This window comes from Acinetobacter sp. QJM3NY_42, from assembly GCF_056173745.1.
The window spans coordinates 1852632-1871373 of the sequence record NZ_CM149689.1; the positions used below are offsets into that span (position 1 = coordinate 1852632).

Annotated in this window: 15 protein-coding genes; 1 reads left to right on the forward strand and 14 read right to left on the reverse strand. The window is 42.7% G+C overall.

All coding sequences use genetic code 11. From position 1 onward, the window contains the following. Window positions 1-41 precede the first annotated feature (41 nt). The 11 genes from ureC to AC0VYT_RS08740 all read right to left on the reverse strand — a co-directional run bounded on the left by ureC (window position 42) and on the right by AC0VYT_RS08740 (window position 12088). Window positions 42-1742, reverse strand: a complete 1701-nt coding sequence (gene ureC / locus AC0VYT_RS08690; RefSeq protein WP_005404450.1) for an urease subunit alpha — start codon at window positions 1740-1742, stop codon at window positions 42-44. Then, the gene (locus tag AC0VYT_RS08695; RefSeq protein WP_005404449.1) at window positions 1739-2065 is read right to left on the reverse strand and encodes an urease subunit beta; all 327 of its coding nucleotides are present in this window, start codon (window positions 2063-2065) and stop codon (window positions 1739-1741) included. The genes ureC and AC0VYT_RS08695 overlap by 4 nt, the downstream gene beginning before the upstream one ends. A gap of 9 nt (window positions 2066-2074) precedes the next feature. Further along, window positions 2075-2377, reverse strand: a complete 303-nt coding sequence (gene ureA / locus AC0VYT_RS08700) for an urease subunit gamma (protein WP_005019651.1) — start codon at window positions 2375-2377, stop codon at window positions 2075-2077. An 86-nt stretch (window positions 2378-2463) separates the two neighbouring features. Further along, a complete protein-coding gene (locus tag AC0VYT_RS08705; RefSeq protein WP_005404448.1) occupies window positions 2464-3336 on the reverse strand; it encodes an urease accessory protein UreD in 873 nt (290 codons plus the stop codon). 231 nt (window positions 3337-3567) lie between these two features. Continuing rightward, complete coding sequence (locus tag AC0VYT_RS08710) at window positions 3568-4995, reverse strand: amino acid permease (protein WP_005404447.1); 1428 nt, start codon at window positions 4993-4995, stop codon at window positions 3568-3570. A gap of 763 nt (window positions 4996-5758) precedes the next feature. Then, the gene (locus AC0VYT_RS08715; protein ID WP_005019648.1) at window positions 5759-7165 is read right to left on the reverse strand and encodes an aldehyde dehydrogenase family protein; all 1407 of its coding nucleotides are present in this window, start codon (window positions 7163-7165) and stop codon (window positions 5759-5761) included. 345 nt (window positions 7166-7510) lie between these two features. After that, window positions 7511-8446, reverse strand: coding sequence for a p-hydroxyphenylacetate 3-hydroxylase reductase component (locus AC0VYT_RS08720; RefSeq protein WP_005019647.1), 936 nt, complete (start codon window positions 8444-8446; stop codon window positions 7511-7513). 140 nt (window positions 8447-8586) lie between these two features. After that, complete coding sequence (locus AC0VYT_RS08725; protein ID WP_005019646.1) at window positions 8587-10035, reverse strand: NAD-dependent succinate-semialdehyde dehydrogenase; 1449 nt, start codon at window positions 10033-10035, stop codon at window positions 8587-8589. Between the two features lie 334 nt (window positions 10036-10369). Then, window positions 10370-11242, reverse strand: coding sequence for an MBL fold metallo-hydrolase (locus AC0VYT_RS08730; protein ID WP_005019644.1), 873 nt, complete (start codon window positions 11240-11242; stop codon window positions 10370-10372). A gap of 13 nt (window positions 11243-11255) precedes the next feature. Then, entirely contained in the window at window positions 11256-11669 is a 414-nt protein-coding gene (locus AC0VYT_RS08735; protein ID WP_005019643.1) for a DUF6691 family protein, read from the reverse strand. Next, window positions 11666-12088, reverse strand: a complete 423-nt coding sequence (locus AC0VYT_RS08740; protein WP_005019642.1) for a YeeE/YedE family protein — start codon at window positions 12086-12088, stop codon at window positions 11666-11668. Before AC0VYT_RS08740 ends, AC0VYT_RS08735 begins: the two co-directional genes overlap by 4 nt. A 313-nt stretch (window positions 12089-12401) precedes the next feature. On the opposite strand from AC0VYT_RS08740, the gene dsbD reads away from it, so the two are divergent. Then, window positions 12402-14252 (forward strand): protein-disulfide reductase DsbD, encoded by a 1851-nt coding sequence (gene dsbD, locus AC0VYT_RS08745; protein WP_005404446.1) that lies wholly within the window; start codon window positions 12402-12404, stop codon window positions 14250-14252. 149 nt (window positions 14253-14401) lie between these two features. On the opposite strand, the gene AC0VYT_RS08750 is transcribed toward dsbD, so the two are convergent. From AC0VYT_RS08750 to gabT, 3 genes are all read right to left on the reverse strand, one after another. Continuing rightward, window positions 14402-15673 carry a Glu/Leu/Phe/Val family dehydrogenase gene (locus AC0VYT_RS08750; protein WP_005019637.1) on the reverse strand — a complete coding sequence of 424 codons (1272 nt, stop codon included), beginning with the start codon at window positions 15671-15673 and terminating at the stop codon, window positions 14402-14404. 152 nt (window positions 15674-15825) lie between these two features. Then, window positions 15826-17274 (reverse strand): NAD-dependent succinate-semialdehyde dehydrogenase, encoded by a 1449-nt coding sequence (locus AC0VYT_RS08755; protein WP_005019634.1) that lies wholly within the window; start codon window positions 17272-17274, stop codon window positions 15826-15828. Next, a complete protein-coding gene (gene gabT, locus AC0VYT_RS08760; protein WP_005019631.1) occupies window positions 17271-18551 on the reverse strand; it encodes a 4-aminobutyrate--2-oxoglutarate transaminase in 1281 nt (426 codons plus the stop codon). The genes AC0VYT_RS08755 and gabT overlap by 4 nt, the downstream gene beginning before the upstream one ends. Window positions 18552-18742 lie beyond the last annotated feature (191 nt).

Genomic DNA, 18742 nt, shown 5'->3' on the forward strand with positions numbered 1-18742 from the left:
TATTTTAATAGTAAAGATGGCATATTGATCTAAATTATCATTTAGAACAAGAAGTAACGCTGCGCCATTGGTAACACTTCCGCAGGTTCACACGTCAGTAATTTCCCATCTGCCCGTACCTCGTAAATCTCCGGGTCTACTTCCATCACAGGACAGTAAGTATTTAGCTTCATATCCGCTTTAGTGAGGTTACGTGTTTCTTTGCATGGACTGATGAGCTTTTTTAGTCCCAATTTTTTATGTACACCTCTCTCAATCGCTACTTGTGACAAGAAGGTAATACAGGTATTGTGCACGCCTCGTGGAAATGCCCCGAACATTGGACGGTAATGTACAGGCTGCGGGGTTGGAATAGAGGCATTAATATCGCCCATGGGCGCAGCAGCAATCATGCCACCTTTAATAATCATGGAAGGTTTCACCCCAAAAAATGCCGGTTTCCACAGTACCAGATCAGCCAGCTTACCGACTTCTATTGAACCGATTTCATGGCTTAATCCATGTGTAATTGCCGGATTAATTGTATATTTGGCAATATAGCGTTTTACACGGTTATTGTCATGACTGGCATTATCGCCTTCTAGTGTACCGCGTTGTACTTTCATTTTGTGCGCGGTTTGCCAGGTACGGATAATAACTTCACCTACACGACCCATGGCTTGCGAGTCTGATGACATCATAGCAATTGCGCCCAAGTCTTGCAGAATATCTTCTGCTGCAATGGTCTCACGACGGATACGGCTTTCTGCAAAGGCTACATCTTCAGCAATAGCCGGGTCGAGATGATGGCAGACCATCAGCATGTCCAGATGCTCATCAATAGTATTTACCGTATAAGGCCGGGTCGGGTTAGTAGAGGATGGTAGAACATTCGGCTGCCCGATTGCTTTTAAAATGTCTGGGGCATGTCCGCCACCCGCACCTTCGGTATGGTAAGTGTGAATCGTACGATCTTTAAATGCTGCCAGGGTCTCTTCCAGAAATCCGCTTTCATTTAAAGTATCGGTATGTATGGCGACCTGTACATCATAATTTTCTGCTACAGTTAGACAGTTATCGATGGCCGCTGGCGTTGATCCCCAATCCTCATGAAGTTTTAAACCCACAACACCGGCTTGGACCTGCTCGACAACTGGTTCCGGTTTGCTTAAGTTACCTTTACCCAGTAGACCAATATTCATGGGCAAATCATCAATGGCCTGCAACATGGTCGAGATATGCCATGGCCCTGGAGTAACAGTAGTTGCCGAAGTACCTGCAGCAGGCCCGGTTCCACCACCAATCATGGTAGTGACACCTGACATGAGTGCAGTTTCTACCTGCTGCGGACAAATCCAGTGAATATGCGTATCAACTCCCCCTGCAGTCAGAATCTGCCCTTCACCTGCGATCACTTCAGTTGCTGCTCCTAAAGGAATAGTAATGTTGGGTTGAATATCCGGGTTACCAGCCTTACCAATTTTCCAGATCCGGCCATTTTTTAGACCGACATCAGCCTTAATAATTCCCCACCAGTCGACAATTAACGCATTAGTAATTATGGTATCGGCCACCTCCTCTGCTAGCAGCTGCGATTGCCCCATTCCATCACGAATGACTTTACCACCGCCAAACTTGACCTCTTCGCCATAGGTAGTCAGGTCTTGTTCGACTTCAATAAACAGTTCGGTATCCGCCAAACGAACCCGGTCACCGAGTGTTGGACCAAACATTTCCGCATAGGCACGGCGTGACATTTTCATTTCTTGTGTTCCTGTTCTTCCAGCTTGCCCATTACACGACCCGCAAACCCGTATACTTCGCGCTTGCCTGCCAGCGCAACCAGCTCTATAGAGCGGCTTTGACCGGGTTCAAAACGCACTGCTGTACCCGCAGCAATATTGAGCCGGTAGCCTCTTGTAGCTTCCCGGTTAAATTGCAATGCATCATTCGCTTCATAAAAATGAAAATGTGAACCCACCTGAACTGGACGGTCTCCGGCATTTGCTACAGTGATTTTCAAGGTCTGACGACCGACATTCATTTCAATGTCGAGGTCAGGGGTAAAAATTTCACCCGGAATCATATTGCTCTCCTAGACAATCGGTTGATGGACAGTCACAAGCTTGGAGCCATCTGGAAATGTTGCCTCTACCTGTACTTCCGCGATCATTTCCGGTATACCTTCCATGACATCTGCGCGTGTAAGCAAGGTAGTGCCGTAGTGCATCAGGTCACTTACCGTCATACCGTCACGTGCACCTTCAAGTAATGCTGCTGAAATAAAAGCAATTGCTTCAGGATAGTTCAGCTTTACCCCCCGTGCCTTACGACGTTCTGCTACCAAGCCAGCAGTAAAAATCAATAACTTGTCTTTTTCAGTAGGGTTGAGTTCCATATCTCTTTCCTAAAATTCTTCACAAATGTCATGCAATATATATGCAAGTTTTTTAGAATGCGGCGGGCTTGAAGATTATTTAACTATCAAGTTTTCCAGATTCGCGGAAACTCTTCATTCAGGTCAAACCAGTAAAGTCGCAGCCGAGCACGGATTGCCGCAAAGGCATCATGGCATTTACGGACATCATCCCCCAGATAACGGGCACAAATCACATCATTGAGCAGAGTTAAAGTTACTGGTGTATCCATACGCATTATCAGCTCACGGATCAGATCAAGGTGTTGATCCAGATAAAAACTGGTTCTAAATTTTTCAGGTGCTATAGCCCAGAAACTTCCCATAACTGCAAGATTATTCATTCCCAGACACGAGCTAAGCCAGCGGTCACTCCCCTTAAAGTTCAGGCTATCTGCGACCAGTAACTGCTCATTTCTTAACAGTTTAAAGCGGTTCTGAAACAGGCCTTCAGTAAACCGTTCATCTCGCGCCTGGCGCCCAATCACCAGCATATCCCAGCCAATAAAGCTGGCATTGTTTTTTAGTTGAATTATAGTTTCAGAGTGCGCCCATGCTCCATTGAATAGCATAGTTTCTTGAGGAACCCATTCAAAAATCGCATTATTTTCAACCTGAATCTGAATGTGCTGAAAAGCCTGTTTCGCATTGGTCTTGTACCATTTTCCGGCACCAGGAGTGGTAACCAAGGCATGTGCTTCTTCATCTACATGAATCTTGAAAGTCAGATGATCGCCCCCGGCAATTCCTGCAGGCGGATGCACAATAATGGCATGACACACTCCAGTTTTTTCTGGCCATAACATTTTTTGCACCCTAATTGGTCCAAAATGCCATCGATGCTGTAAAATAGTGCGGTCCTGTGCTGCTTTAAAACCCAATTCCAGACGTGCAAACCAGCGAGCAGATTCATCGGGTTTATCTTCATTCAAAAACTGCATTTTCTTAAAACTTTTAATAAGATCATCTGGAAAAATGCAAAAACTGCACCAAAATGTGCTGAAGAGATAATTTTTATATTAAGCAATGAGAGAAATGAGCAGATTATAAGCTAGTAAAACATTATTTAAATTAAAAGGGATAATTAAAAAATCATCAGGTTATAGCTTCTGTAACAGTAGCTATAACCTGAAAAATTTAAAACAGATTTAAGGCATGGATGAATTGATATACTAGAAATAACTTCGTTTAAGTGGACGCTGGGCTGCCAGTTTTCTCCGGTAAGCTTTAAACTGCAATGTAATCCCAATAAAAATAACGATTAATGCCGCTCCACCTGTAGAAATAACCAGAACCCGATATTGCTCTATAAAAGTCATGGCAATTAAAGATGCAACAATAAAAGCAATCACCAGATAGCTTAACCACGGAAAAAACCACATTTTGAGTTTAATTTCCTGGCCTTCGCGTTCCATTTTCTGGCGCAGCCTGAGCTGAGAAATAGCAATTACCAGATAAACCAGCATCGCGATCATACCCGTGGTGTTCATGAGTATATCCAGAATTTCTCTGGGTTTGAGTGCATCAAAGAAATTCATCAGTGCAATAGCAAATGCCACTACACAAGAAGCCAATACAGCAAACACTGGTGTACCGTTTTTACGGGTTTTTTGAAACAGGGCGGGTGCATCTCCCCGCTTTGAAAGCGAATACAACATGCGTGATGCGGTATAGTGGCCTGAAACAAAACAGCTGCTGACCGATGTCAGTACTACGAAGTTCATGATCCATTTGGTTGCAGGGATACCTAATATTTCAAAAGTACGGCGGTATGCTCCATAACCTGTCTGGCTAAGCAAAGGATCATTCCATGGAACAATACAGACAATCAAGAAGATTGAGCCAATATAAAACAGGCAGATCCGCCAGACTACAGATTTAATAGCGCGCTTGGTTTGTTCTACCGGATTTTTAGATTCTGAGGCGGCAATCGTTACAATTTCTGCGCCTAAAAATGAAAACATGACACCCAGTAAAGCAACAATGACCGGCCCCAAACCATTGGGCATAAAGCCGCCATGAGCGCTAAGATTGCTTAAACCGCTGACGCCACCCACTGGCCATAACCGGGAAATTGCCAATATACCCAAAACAATGAACAGGACAATTGCAATCACTTTAATTAGAGCAAACCAGAACTCCACCTCACCATATTTACTCACCCGCATAAAATTGATGGCAGTCAGAGTAATCGTCATCATCAGGGTGAATACGTTTACACTGAGTAAGGGAAACCATTCATGCAGGATTAATCCTGCCACATAAGCTTCCCACGCCATCAGCAGTACCCAGAACCACCAGTACAGCCAACCGATCGTAAAGCCCGCCCAGCGCCCGATGGCACGTTCTGCATAAGTCGAAAAAGAACCGGTGTCGGGTGAGGTCGCCGCCATTTCGCCCAGCATGCGCATAATAAATACCACCAGAGCTCCACCGGCACAGTAAGCCAGTATTACTGCCGGACCAGCTGCTGCAATAATGCTACCTGAGCCAACAAATAAAGCAGCGCCAATAACACCGGCAATTGACATCATGGTGAGGTGTCTGGTTTTTAATGAATCACTCAACTGATTCGAAGATTCTTTTTTATTTATCTGCATCTTGTATTCATTCCATGAATTTTTTAATGGTTGCAAATAGATAGCGACTTAAAAAATTTCAAGATTCAGCAAACTGTACATTAGTCCTGAAATAAAAATGCCATATCTACACCTTACGAAATTGTTTTGCTTGAATTGAAGAGTCCAGAGTTTATAGCCAGCAATTAAAATGAATAATGATCTTGATCAATCAGATTTATTTATACACATTAGCTTTAGAGTTTAAGGAAACTATAGTCAGGTTAGAGACTCATTTTAAAAATCAGAGATATTTAGCTCGTGTCACTTAACTATAGCCGCCACCACACTAAAAATACTCGATATTGCCAAACAGCATTCCATCTTTGCTTCTGACTTTATTTTTTAGATTCATTATTTAATATTCTCTGCAAGTACAAGTTTTTACTCATGTACATGGTACGTTCGCCACCACCCGTTTTAATACATCTGGCCCTATCGTCTTAAACAATATGGCGTGTTTATCCAAAGCCTGCGAGTACCATTTTTTAAAATTTGTCAGGAGCCAATTTATATTTCTGATCATCAAGTTAAAGCACCGATTTAATATATGAAAACCAGGCTTAATATTTTTTATATTTTAAAATTTATTGTTTTGATTTTTAGAATTAAAGATAACTATAGGCATGAATAATTGAAGAATAGAATTACTTATATTCTTTGAATATAACCTGACCTTGCACGTTTAAAACAGACTGTTAAATGCCTCTTATCTCATTTATCAGCTAAGAGGCACCTTAACATTTTAGCGACTGATATGGATTGCCTGTTTCTTGGTAAATAAAAGTAGGCCATCCAGGCCAAATGAATAACCCAAGCCGGAAAGTTTCCAACCACCAAATGGTGCAGCAGGTGACAGGTCAGCATGACTGTTAATCCACACCGTACCGCATTCTAGCTGATTAGCAATCTCTTGAGCTTTTTCAATATCCTGGCTCCAGACTGAACCGCCGAGTCCGAAAGAGCTTTGATTGGCGCGCTGGATCACATCATCTATCTCACTAAACTTTATAATAGGTAAAGCCGGACCAAATTGCTCTTCATCTACCAGTGCCACACCTTCTCTTAGGTTTGCAATCAAAGTCGGTGCAATATAATAGCCGTTTTCTGGCAGTACTGGTGCCTGAGTAAGCAGTTCTCCACCTTGAGCAATCGCATCCTCAATAAGCGCCTTAACTTTATTAAACTGCATACGGTTTTGTACCGGACCAAAAGTTGTATTTTCTTCTTGTCCATCACCCACAACCTGCCGTTCAGCTATTTCTACCAGTTTATGTATTAAGTCCTCATAAATATTTTCATGCACATATAAGCGCTTTAATGCGGCACAAGTCTGGCCAGCATTTAAAAACGCCGAGCCGAAAATTTTCTCGGCTGTGCTATCTACGTCAATATCGTCTAGTACGATTCCTACATCATTACCCCCCAATTCCAGTACTACACCTTTAAGTGTATTAACCGAATGGCTCAAAATACTCTGCCCGGTACGTGTCGAACCGGTAAATGTGACTTTGGCGATATCAGGATGCTCACTGAGAACCTGCCCGACTTTACCTGTGCCAAGTACTACGCTACACACGCCTTTTGGTACATGACGGTTAATAATTTCTACCAGTTTGACTGTACTTAAAGGAGTATATTCTGAGGGTTTATTGACAATACAGTTTTTAGTTTTTAAGGCCGGAAACAGATGCCAGACTGCAATCATAAACGGCCAGTTCCATGGTGTAATCGATGCGACCACACCAAGTGGGCGGTTATAAACCTGAATGGTTTTACCACCAGGTTCCTGAATAGTTTCAACTGGTATTTCAAGACTGGCGATGTATTCAATCCAGCTAGCACCTGCTTCTACCTCAAACTCTGCCAAGCCTAATGGCTTGCCCTGCTCCAAGGTAATTAACCGGGCAATTTCTTTTTTTTCCTGACGGATATCATTCGCAATTTTACTAAAACTGTTATTAATTTCCTTATCAGAAATATTTTTCCATTGCTTGAAAGCTTCAGTGGCAGCCTGAACTGCCTGATTTACCTGCTCTGGGGTTGCACTGGCTATTTCCGTGATTACTTCTTCATTAGCCGGGTTCAGCACTTTAAAAGTTTCTGCTGATCCTTGAATATTTTCACCGTTAATAATGACATGAGTATTCATACTACCATCCTGGTTAGTGTTATAAAAATTACTAAATTGAACAATTTAAGAATTGATAAAAATTTTCCAGATTTCAAAGTAAATCACTTTTGCTTTAATATCCTTATTTTAGGATTTAAATTAATTCATCTTATTATTTAAATACCTTTTATTTAAGCGTTGGACTTATTACATTATGCATAAATTTATTATAAATAATGTAATTAAATTTTAAAATAAATTATCAAATTTTAATAAGGTCAGCATGCTTAGGCTATTATAAAGACGTGAAGATCTTACCTGAACTGTTCATAATTCAGATAAGACAAAATAACAGAATAAGTTAAATATAAAATTAAAAACTTTTTAAAGTTCAATCAGGTCTTTAAGCATTTCTTTAAAGAGTTCGCGTTGCTCTTCTGTATATTTTGAAAATACTTCCTGTTGATGACTTTCAGAAATCCGGTAGAGCATATTGGCCGCACTCTTTCCGTGTTCCGTAAGTACATAAGTAGTCTCGGTTTCAATAAGCAAACCTTTTTGGGCTAAAATCTCGGCTGCCTGTTCAACCTCGGCAATGGGCATAGCGACTTCATGCTGCAGTGCACGTTTACTACTGGCAGTTTTACTGTCCAATACAAGTAACAAACGTGCTTCACTGGTCCGAAAACCTGTAGCCTGCTGTTTGGGTTGATAGTCGCTTTCATAGGCTCGCACTGCCTGAGTTAGCAAGTAGTACATGTTATGATATAAACGGCCAGGAAAACTATCCTCTCTGGACTCAACAGGCGTATTCAAACTCGGATGAGGCAGTACCGCAGAATAAACACCTTGATGATAAAGTAAAGGAGAACGGCCATAGTCATGAAACTTAACCACTTTACCCAGAATGATCCAGTGATCACCCCCTTCAACAATATCAAATTTTTCACACTCCAGCACAGCGGAACAGTTTTTTAATAAAGGTGCTTTACCAGCACCCATGTCAAAATCGACTCCAGCAAAACGGTCCTCTGCACGGCGGGCAAAATTATTGGAAAATTCAATTTGAGCCGCAGATAAAATATTGACCGCGAAATGACTGGCTTGTGAAAAGATCCGGTAACTTGAAGAGTTTTTATCGATACTCCATAGAATCAATGCTGGGTCAAGTGAGACAGAGTTGAAACTGTTAGCTGTTACGCCAACTTTTTCACCTTGACTATTCTGAGCAGTCATTACAGTGACACCGGTTGCAAAATTACCCAGTGCCCGGCGAAAGGCTTTAGTATCAATAACAGGGGCTGTGTTAATTGTGTTCATAACGTTCAGTCTACTTTCTCCCTGTTATTGTAACGTTAAATAATTTCCTGGACAGGCCTTATACTCATGATTTCATCATGAAATATCAGGCCATCATAAAACTATACGATTACATTCTCAAAGAAATTGCCAGAAACTGACTAGATACCCATGCACAAGTATTTAAGTTCCTGGTAGTCTTCGATCCCATATTTAGAACCTTCACGGCCACAACCCGACTCCTTTATTCCCCCAAAAGGTGCAACTTCAGTAGAAATTAAACCTTCATTTATACCGACCATACCGTATTCAAGGGCTTCGCTTACACGCCAGGCCCGACTTAGATTTTGCGTATAAATATAAGAAGCCAAGCCAAATTCAGTATCATTCGCCATACGGATGGCTTCTGCTTCTTCGGTAAATCTAAAAACTGGTGCTAGTGGTCCAAAGGTTTCATCTTGTGCGACCTGCATATCTGGGGTCACATCAGTTAAGACGGTTGGCTCAAAAAATGTCTGACCCAATTGATGCCGCTGCCCACCATAAATGACTTTAGCTCCTTTGGAGGTTGCATCATCAATATGTTCCTGAATTTTTTCAACTGCCTTTTCATTAATCAGCGGGCCTTGTTCTGCACCCGGTTCAAAAGCAGGAGCAACTTTGAGTTTTGCTACAGCAGCAGCAAGCTTTTCAACAAAAGTATCATAAATACTGTTTTGAACCAGAATACGGTTAGTACATACACAGGTCTGGCCACTATTACGGAATTTTGATGCTATCGCTCCCTCAACTGCTTTATCCAGATCTGCATCCTCAAACACAATAAATGGTGCATTACCACCTAATTCCATACTGATTTTTTTCATGGTTGAAGAGCATTGCTGCATCAGTAATTTACCAATGGCGGTCGAACCGGTAAAAGATACCTTACGCACCAGAGGATGCTGAGTCAGGATTCCACCTATTTCACGGGCACTGCCAGTCACTACATTGATTACACCTTTTGGAATTCCAGCTTCTTCAGCCAGAGCGACCAGAGCCAGTGCAGAAAGTGGAGTTTCAGAAGCTGGTTTAATCACGACAGTACAGCCTGCCGCCAATGCCGGACCAACTTTACGGGTAATCATGGCATTGGGGAAATTCCAAGGTGTAATTGCAGCCACTACGCCAACTGGCTGACGAATCACAAGCAGGCGACGTCCCTGCTTATCATGGGGAATCACATCACCATAAGTGCGTTTAGCCTCTTCAGCAAACCATTCGATAAAGCTTGCACCATACAGAATTTCCCCCCGACTTTCGGTCATTGGTTTACCCTGTTCCGTGCTTAGAATTATCGCGAGATCTTCCTGATGTTCAATCATCAGCTGGTACCATTTTTTTAGCAGGATTGAACGTTCTTTTGCAGTGGTCTGTTTCCAGCTTTGTAGTGCCTGATCAGCTGCTTCTACTGCTTTTACTACCTGCTGTTCACTAACAGAAGGTACATGAGCAATGGTTTCACCAGTAGCCGGGTTTATTACGGCAAAACTTTTATTCTGCTCTGCTTCTAGCCATTGACCATCAATAAATACCTGTTGTTTAAATAAACCAGAATTTTTTAATTGCACTAATACACTCCCTGATAAACGCTTAAACACTTTAATGGCTTGGTTTCTCTTCAATGTTTAAATACGGTTGTTTTAACAATTATTTCATAATTTTTTTTAGAAATATTTTTTTTAGACTAACTAAGACAAATTTTGTACCAAACCTCAATCGAGTCACTATGTGTTTTTTATAAAAGATATTTTTAGAATTTTAAGACTAATATAAAACATGAAATGTAATAAAAAAATTTTTAATGCTGCTTGGCCAGAACCAGAATTTTCAGATGAGTTTAAGTTCTGGCATTACTAGTCTTTATGAGTTTCTTCCTGTTATAGGTAGAGCTCTTGAGCAAAATTAATTAAAGAAGTTAAGAGGGATTTTCAGATAACGTACCCCATTTGCCTCCGGTTCTGGTAATTGTCCTCCATCCATATTGATCTGAATCGCTGGCAAGATTAGTTTAGGCATAGATAATTTGGCATCACGCTGGGTGCGCATAGTTACAAAATCCTGTTTGCGGGTATTTTCCTGAATATGGACATTGCCATGTTTCTGCGCACCAATGGTCGTTTCATGTACAAACTCATCCCGGCCTTCTGGCTTGTAGTCATGACACAGGAATACCCGGGTATAATCAGGTAATTGATATAAAGCCTGTACCGAATCAAACAGCTGTTCAGCACTGCCGTTTGGAAAGTCGCAACGTGCTGTACCGTAGTCTGGCATGAATAAGGTATCTCCTACGAAAACAGCGTCACCGATGACATAACTCAGGCAGGCAGGTGTATGCCCCGGTGTCGGAATATTGTAGGCTTCAAGTTCGCCAATTCTGAATTTTTCACCATCTTCAAACAGATAATCAAAAGGATGATGAACCTTAAAATATTCAGGCTCAAAATTATAAATTTTGCTAAAAGTCTCCTGCACTACAGAGATTTTTTTACTCATGGCAATTTTGCCACCTGCACTACTTTGAATATATGGCGCAGCTGTCATGTGATCAGCATGCACATGTGTTTCAAGGATCCATTCAACCGTTAAGCCCTGCTGTTTAATATAAAGCAGAATTTCATCAGCCTGCTGGTAATGCATGGAAGCTGAAGCTGCATCATAATTCATCACACTGTCAATGACAGCACAGTGCTTTGTGACAGGATCAGTAACTACATAACTGAAAGTATTGGTATCATTATCAAAAAATGACTTAACCAGAGGTTTTATTGTCATGATATTCGCTCTCCTATCCAAACCATTTGCGATGAACAAATACACCGGCCAGCATCGCTAAAATAAAATAGAGTGATTCATAATGGCCAAGACCGATTAGGGTCAATCCTGGTGCAGGACAAATTCCAGCTATACCCCAGCCCATACCAAAAATCAGCGCACCCATGATGAGTTTAGAATCAATTTTTTGATTGGTGGGTAGTTCTATTGTTTCATGGAATACAGTTTTAGGCTCGGCAGAACGTAGTGCTTTTTGAAACGGAATAATGGCCACTAAAATGGCACCTATCATCACAAAAGCCAGACTTGGGTCCCATGTACCAGTGATATCCAGAAAATCCAGTACTTTTTCAGGATTAGCCATTCCTGAAATACTCAGCCCAAGCGCAAAAATACTACCAAATATAAAGGCCAAAATATTTTTCATGACTGTATTCCCAGAACGTGCCGAAGCAGATAAACCGTGATAAAACCTGCGAGCATGAAGCTTAATGTAGCAACCATTGAGCGTCTGGAAAGCCTGCTAATACCACAGATACCATGACCACTAGTACAGCCAGAACCTAGACGGGTACCAAAGCCCACTAATAACCCGGCGATAATCATCATCCAGGGCGAAGCATTCAATTCAATCTCTGGTACTACAAATAAGCTATATAGAAAAGGCGTTAATATAAGGCCCAGCAAAAACCAGAGAGCCGGTGTTTTCCATAAAGTAACGGGATCAAGTACATGTGCAATCAGCCCACTGATACCAGCGATCCGGCCATTGACCCACAGGTAGCCGATCACCGAACAGCCAAGTAATGCTCCACCAAGTAGGGCAAGCCAATAGTCCTGAATCATAGATTCACCAAATAACAATATATATTTTTATATAATATAAATATATATTTTAATCAATTATTAAATCTTAATAATTTCCTATATATTTGTTATATCTATTTTTTTAATAAAACTTGGAATAAATAGAAATTTATAATGAGTTTATTCGTTTTTTATGACTAGTTTGCTTGAAAATGAATAACAAAACTGTTCATAGCGTCTTGTTTTTAAGACAGGCATAATACAATTAAATATTTATCCTCCGTTATGAATAGAAGTGCACGTTAGAAAAATTTTACTCTCCTGTTTTGTGAGCATAGTCAGTACTAGCGCTTTGGCAAATGCTAGTTTTCTGCCTGCCGCACAGGCCTTCCAGCTCAAGGCTGAATCAGTTTCACAAAAAGAAGCCCTGCTACAATGGAATATTGCACCACATTATTATTTGTATCATAACCAGTTCAAGGTTATGGTTGGCCAGCAGCCATTAAGCATTGAACTGCCTAAAGGTACAAAGAAAAATGATCCAACCTTTGGAATTACAGAGGTTCATTATCATCAGGTTGCAGCTAAAATTCAGGTGAAGCCAAAGACCAGTTATCAGGTCAGCTGGCAGGGCTGCTCGGCAGACGGGCTGTGTTATCCTGTACAACGCACTACCTTGACCACTGATCAGGATGGACTTTTTCCGCAGTTACAGTCTCAAAAAAATGGCTTGCTCCAGTTTGATAATACTCAGGCTTCATTTACAGGTAGCGAACCGGCACAACAAAATCTGTCGCTTGTTAGCCGTGAGGATATTGATTCATCTTCTGATGCAGGGCAGTCCTCAACTTATAAAGCTCAACAGCTAGAAGTTATAAATACCAATACAGATCAATCTATTAGTTCTAAAAATACTTCAGATAGCTCTTTTTTCTGGTCAAATCAATGGAATAATGATCAGGTATTTTTAAATCTTTTCTCGCAGGATTCCTGGCTACTTAATCTGTTGATCTTTTTTATTTTTGGAATACTTCTGGCTTTCCTGCCCTGTTCTTTACCTTTAATTCCGATTCTGTCAGGCATTATCGTGCAGCGTAAAAAAGGTTATAAGGCTATTCCTATCGCTACAGCATTCGTTGTCAGTATGGCATTGGTTTATGCATTAATGGGCATGCTGGTGGCTGGGGTTGGTTACAGTTTTCAGCGCTGGTTTCAAAGTCCACCGGTGATTATTGGCTTTGCACTGCTATTTGTAGTATTTGCACTCAATCTGCTTGGCCTGTTTCAGCTGTCGCTACCCCAAGGTATTTTACAGCGTTTGGACCGTATCCAGAACCGGCAGACTGGCGGAACCATTTACGGCGCTGCTGTGATGGGGGTCCTTTCAGCCCTGATTGTTGGCCCATGCATGAGTGCGCCTTTAGCTGGTTCACTCTTATTTGTTTCACAGACACAAAGTCCATTATTGGGCGGTCTGTACCTGTTTATGCTCGGCCTGGGTATCGGTCTGCCATTATTTATTGCTGCAGTATTTGGTGCCCGCTTCCTGCCTAGACCCGGACTGTGGATGGAGCGTCTCAAATTCAGCTTTGGCTTTATTATGCTGATGATGGCAGTATATTTTATCCGGCCTCTACTCTCTCTGACATTATATTATTCTCTGTTTGCAGGTTTACTGTTGGCCCTCGTACTTTATCTGGGCTGGATCACCCGACAGCAGAACAAGGGGCAAGCCAAGATTTTGACCTGCTTATTGGCAGCGTTATTGATTGGCATAAGTGGATGGAATATAAAAAATGCTCTGTCATCTTTAAATGCCGGACAACATGCCTCTGAACTTCATGCATGGCAGGTAGTACGAAATGCTGAAGAATTAAATCAAGTACTGGCCAGAGCCCGTCAAATTCAGCGTCCTATCGTGATTGATGTGTATGCAGACTGGTGTGTTGCTTGCCAGCCAATCGAGCGCGATATTACGCCACGTGCAGATGTACAAGGAGCATTAAAATCATGGCAAAGAATCAAACTTGACCTGTCTCATTATCAGCCTTCTCAGGATGAGATTCTATCTGAACGGGAAATTCTGGGGCCTCCAACGGTTCTGTTTTTACAGCCTGATGGGCAGGAAAAACGTGAGCTCCGTCTAACCGGTGCATTTAATGCCGAGCAACTCATTCGTCAGCTCAGGCATACAGAGAATTAATTTGAATCTTAAAACGGTAAAGTTATTTGCTTATTTATATACTAATTTACAAATAGTTTTTGACTGTTAAATACCCAAACCTGATCAATCTATAGATCCTGTTTGGGTTTTTCTCACAATGGTTTTAGCATTTATCTACCGGTTAAAAGTTAACCCGGGAAGATGCCGCGACCTTTACGTGCAATCAGAATTCGTTCACATGCCAGAATATAGGCAGCGGTACGCAGAGTACATTTCTTGGCCTCAGCAGTATTCCAGACATCATGAATTGCTTGAATAAGCAGTTTATCCAAACGCTGATTAATTTCTTCTTCAGTCCAGAAGTAGCTTGAAATATCCTGTACCCATTCAAAATAACTGACAGTTACCCCTCCGGCATTACAGATAACATCTGGCACCACCGTAATGCCCCGTTGCAGCAACACGTCATCAGCTTCAGGATAGGTCGGACCGTTTGCGCCTTCCAAAACCAACTTGGCTTTTAATTTTTCAGCACGTTCAACAGTAATTTGTCCCTCAAGCGCTGCCGGAATCAGGATATCCATTTCAGCATCCCAAAACTCGTCATTAGTTATAGGCGTAGCACCTGGAAAACCGAGTACACCTGGATGCTCTTCCATATAAATTCGTAAAGCGTCCAGATCAATACCATTATTATTCAGGATCGTACCGGTATGGTCCTGAATACATACCACCTTGGCATTTGCCTGTGCGAACAGATTTGCTGCTTCACTGCCCACATTACCAAACCCCTGTACGGCGACTTTAGCACCATCAATCGCCAGATTATTTTTTTTGGCAGCCTCACGTCCGGTAATATACACGCCACGGCCAGTGGCCTTGACACGTCCCAGTGACCCTCCTAAATGGACCGGTTTGCCCGTAACTACACCCGTCACGGTATAACCCTTATTTGATGAATAAGTATCCATGATCCAGCCCATGACATTCTGGTTAGTGCCCACATCAGGAGCCGGAATATCTTTTTGTGGGCCAATAATATGACCAATTTCACTGGTATAACGACGCGTTAACCGTTCCAGTTCACGGGTTGATAAAGAGCGCGGATCAACTCGAATCCCGCCTTTGGCACCACCAAAAGGCAGATTGACTACAGCTGTTTTAATGGTCATCCAGGCAGCCAGCGCGGTAACTTCATTCAGATCCACATCTGGATGATAGCGAATACCTCCTTTTCCCGGACCGCGGGACAGATTATGTTGTACCCGGTAGCCCTCAAAATGCCGAATGGTTCCGTCATCCATTACAATGGGCACATCGACAATAAGAGCACGTTTGGGACGTTTTAAAGTATCAATATAATCAGCAAGATGTTGCAGATATGGAGCCACCCGATCAATCTGGGCCAGATAGGTATTCCAGGCACCTGCCTCTTCATTAATATAAGAAAGATTAGACATAACTGTTTCCTTCAGGAAATTCTAATGTGCATGGGAGAAGTTCTTATAGTGGTGGACTTCTATATAGAAGTGAAGAACCTTTAACATATATCAACATAGCCCGAGAGATGAAAAAATTTTCCACCACTCAGGCTATGTGATACTTTTGAATTTTAGTTACTTATATCAACACATAAATATTTCATTTCCAGGTATTCATCAATCCCATGCTGCGAGCCTTCGCGCCCCAGCCCTGACTGTTTTATACCACCGAAAGGAGCAACTTCTGTTGAAATCAGGCCAGTATTGATGCCTACCATGCCGTATTCCAGCGCTTCCCCCACACGCCACTGCCGGGCTGTACTTTGTGTAAACAGATAAGCAGCTAACCCGAATTCTGTGTTGTTTGCCATCTGGATTACCTCTTCTTCAGTACTAAAACTGAATAATGGAGCCAGTGGACCAAAAGTTTCTTCACGAGAAATTTTCATTTCCTGAGTGACACCAGTTAAAACGGTTGGCTCAAAAAATGTGCTGGTTTGATTTAGCCGTTTGCCGCCTGTACGGATGCTTGCACCTTTGCTAACGGCATCTTCAATGTGCGACTGGACCTTCTCAATTGCAGCTTCGTCAATCAGTGGGCCTTGTGTTATTTCAGACTGTCGGCCATCACCTACTTTTAACCTGGCAACTTCAGCAATCACACGTTCACTGACTGCATCATAAATACCTTCCTGTATATAAATACGGTTTGCACATACACAGGTCTGGCCACTGTTACGGAATTTGCTAGCCATTATTCCCTTTACAGCCTGGTCCAGATTGGCATCATCAAATACAATAACCGGCGCATTGCCCCCAAGTTCGAGTGACAGCTTTTTAATTGTTGGCGCACACTGTTTCATGAGAATGCGGCCGACCTCGGTTGAACCGGTAAAGCTCAGCTTGCGGACAACGTCGCTTTCGCATAAAGTCTGGCCAACTTCAATTGATTCGCCGCTCAGTGTAATCATGACATCTTTTGGAATACCTGCCTGTAATGCCAGAACCTCCAGTGCATAGGCACTAAGTGGCGTCTGTTCTGCTGGCTTAATCAGCATTGAACAACCCGCAGCAAGTGCTGGTCCTACCTTGCGGGTAATCATGGCGGCCGGAAAGTTCCATGGTGTAATTGCCGCTGTTACTCCGATTGGCTGTTTAATTACCAATAACCGTTGCTGTGCCTGAGATGATGTCAAAACCTCTCCATCTACACGACGAGCCTGCTCAGCAAACCAGCGGATGAAAGATGCAGCATAACTAATCTCGCCCCGTGCTTCTGACAGCGGTTTACCCTGTTCGGCAGTCAGGATCTGTGCCAAGTCCTCCTGATGCTTGAGCATCAGGCGATACCAGTTCCAGAGTAGATCAGCTTTTTGCAGGGCAGTCTGCTGTTTCCAGGCAGCCTGTGCCTGTTCAGCACGTTGGATAGCATTTTCTACAGCCGCACGGTCATAAGTTCTGACCCAAGCCAGCTGTTCTCCTGTAGCAGCATCCTGCACACAGATATAATGATCAGCTGAAGGCTGGGTAAAAGTGATGTCGGGATGGTCCAGTAAATACTGTAAATTTTGCTGGATCATGCAGAGCGCTCCAGATTTTGCTGGGTGACTGCTGTGAAACCGGCTTTCAGAATATCCAGAGCTTTCTGGAACTGTTCAGCCGGAATAGTGAGTGGATATAGAAAACGGATAACATTCGCTGATTTACCACAAGTCAGCAGCAAAAGACCTTGGCTCATGGCATATTCCTGAATCGCTTTTGCCTGCTCAGCATATTCAAGCTCTACCGCGACCATAGAACCCAGACCACGTATATCCTGAATCATGGAGCTGGTAACTTTAAGCTGTTCCAGGGTTTTGATGAGCTGTGAACCCAGTACATGTGCACGCTCGCAAAGCTGTTCTTCTTCGATCACATCAATTACTGCATGTGCAGCCGCTACAGCCAGCGGATTACCGGCATAAGTACCGCCCAGTCCTCCCGGGTTCGGTGCATCCATTATTTCGGCACGACCCACTACGCCAGAAATCGGGAAACCACCGCCGAGGCTTTTAGCCATAGTAATCATATCGGCCTTGATACTGTAATGCTGCATAGCAAACAGTTGTCCGGTACGGGCAAAACCGGTCTGCACTTCATCGGCTATCAGTAAAATACCGTGCTGGTCGCAGAGCTCACGCAAACGCACCAGAAATTCCTGAGGTGCGACATTGAAACCACCTTCCCCCTGTACCGGTTCAAGTACAATAGCGGCAACATCTTGAGGTACCATGTCAGTACTGAAAATATTTTCAATGCTTTCCATGGCATCGTCCACACTGATTCCCTGTGACTGCGATGGATAGCGGCCATGGAATACACCTGCCGGCATGACACCAAAATCACGTTTATAAGGTGCTGTTTTACCAGTCATTGCCATGGTCATAAAAGTACGGCCATGAAAACCGCCACTAAATGTGATAATGCCATAACGACCGGTGGCAGCCCGGGCAATTTTGACCGCATTTTCTACAGCTTCTGCACCTGTGGTAAAGAAAGCTGTTTTTGCCGGCCCTTCAATAGGCGCACGCTGGTTAATACGCTCAGCTAAAGATACATAGCTTTCATAAGGTGCAACCTGGTATGCCGTATGAGTAAATTTGCCGAGCTGTTCAGTTACTGCTGCAATCACTTTCGGATGGCGATGACCAGTGTTCAGTACGGCAATCCCGCCTGCAAAGTCAGTATATTCACGCCCATCCATGTCCCACAGAGTGGCGTTCTCTGCACGTTCTACATACCATGAGCACATAATGCCTACACCGCGTGGAGTGGCCTGCTGCTTGCGGCTGTTAATATCAGTATGTTTAGAATCCATTTTTTGTACCTCATTTTTATTTAAGCACCGTCAGTTCCTGCTCTAGGCTTGTCTGACGACTGATGACTGCTTTAATCTCACCCTTTTACCCAATTCTGACGAGAGCCATTTCTTGTTCTTCTTTAGGAGCCAATCTGTTTTGCTATAAAAAATAGAGAATCTTAATAGGTTAGATAAAAAAATTATTTTCC

Coding starts and splice junctions, on each gene's coding strand:
- ureC (WP_005404450.1), bottom strand. CDS start 1,742: ATGAAAATGTCACGCCGTGCCTATGCGGAAATGTTTGGTCCAACACTC.
- AC0VYT_RS08695 (WP_005404449.1), bottom strand. CDS start 2,065: ATGATTCCGGGTGAAATTTTTACCCCTGACCTCGACATTGAAATGAAT.
- ureA (WP_005019651.1), bottom strand. CDS start 2,377: ATGGAACTCAACCCTACTGAAAAAGACAAGTTATTGATTTTTACTGCT.
- AC0VYT_RS08705 (WP_005404448.1), bottom strand. CDS start 3,336: ATGCAGTTTTTGAATGAAGATAAACCCGATGAATCTGCTCGCTGGTTT.
- AC0VYT_RS08710 (WP_005404447.1), bottom strand. CDS start 4,995: ATGCAGATAAATAAAAAAGAATCTTCGAATCAGTTGAGTGATTCATTA.
- AC0VYT_RS08715 (WP_005019648.1), bottom strand. CDS start 7,165: ATGAATACTCATGTCATTATTAACGGTGAAAATATTCAAGGATCAGCA.
- AC0VYT_RS08720 (WP_005019647.1), bottom strand. CDS start 8,446: ATGAACACAATTAACACAGCCCCTGTTATTGATACTAAAGCCTTTCGC.
- AC0VYT_RS08730 (WP_005019644.1), bottom strand. CDS start 11,242: ATGACAATAAAACCTCTGGTTAAGTCATTTTTTGATAATGATACCAAT.
- AC0VYT_RS08735 (WP_005019643.1), bottom strand. CDS start 11,669: ATGAAAAATATTTTGGCCTTTATATTTGGTAGTATTTTTGCGCTTGGG.
- AC0VYT_RS08740 (WP_005019642.1), bottom strand. CDS start 12,088: ATGATTCAGGACTATTGGCTTGCCCTACTTGGTGGAGCATTACTTGGC.
- AC0VYT_RS08750 (WP_005019637.1), bottom strand. CDS start 15,673: ATGTCTAATCTTTCTTATATTAATGAAGAGGCAGGTGCCTGGAATACC.
- AC0VYT_RS08755 (WP_005019634.1), bottom strand. CDS start 17,274: ATGATCCAGCAAAATTTACAGTATTTACTGGACCATCCCGACATCACT.
- gabT (WP_005019631.1), bottom strand. CDS start 18,551: ATGGATTCTAAACATACTGATATTAACAGCCGCAAGCAGCAGGCCACT.